The sequence below is a fragment of the Herbaspirillum sp. WGmk3 genome (genome assembly GCF_023952535.1).
In the GTDB taxonomy this organism is placed as follows: Bacteria; Pseudomonadota; Gammaproteobacteria; order Burkholderiales; family Burkholderiaceae_D; genus Herbaspirillum; species Herbaspirillum huttiense.
In genome coordinates this window covers 1-230 of the sequence record NZ_JAKYWT010000177.1, presented here as the reverse complement: position 1 = coordinate 230, position 230 = coordinate 1, and the positions used below count along the sequence as shown (strand labels likewise).

Here is a 230-nt window from a genome sequence, read left to right as displayed (position 1 = left end):
AATGCTGTTGGGATGGCAATTTTTACGCCTGTTTTGCTTTGCTCGACATAAAGATATCCATCTACGATATCAGACCACTTCATTTCGCATAAATCACCAACTCGTTGCCCGGTAACAACAGCCAGTTCCATTGCAAGTCTGAGCCAACATGGTGATGATTCTGCTGATTGATAAATTTTCAGGTATTCGTCAGCCGTAAGTCTTGATCTCCTTACCTCTGATTTTGCTGA

1 protein-coding gene is annotated in these 230 nt (G+C 42.2%); it reads right to left on the bottom strand.

Annotated features, from left to right (window positions below; translation table 11 throughout):
- Positions 1 to 230 (bottom strand): tyrosine-type recombinase/integrase (locus MKD49_RS26370; RefSeq protein WP_252697785.1); only part of this gene is annotated, 230 nt, incomplete at both ends.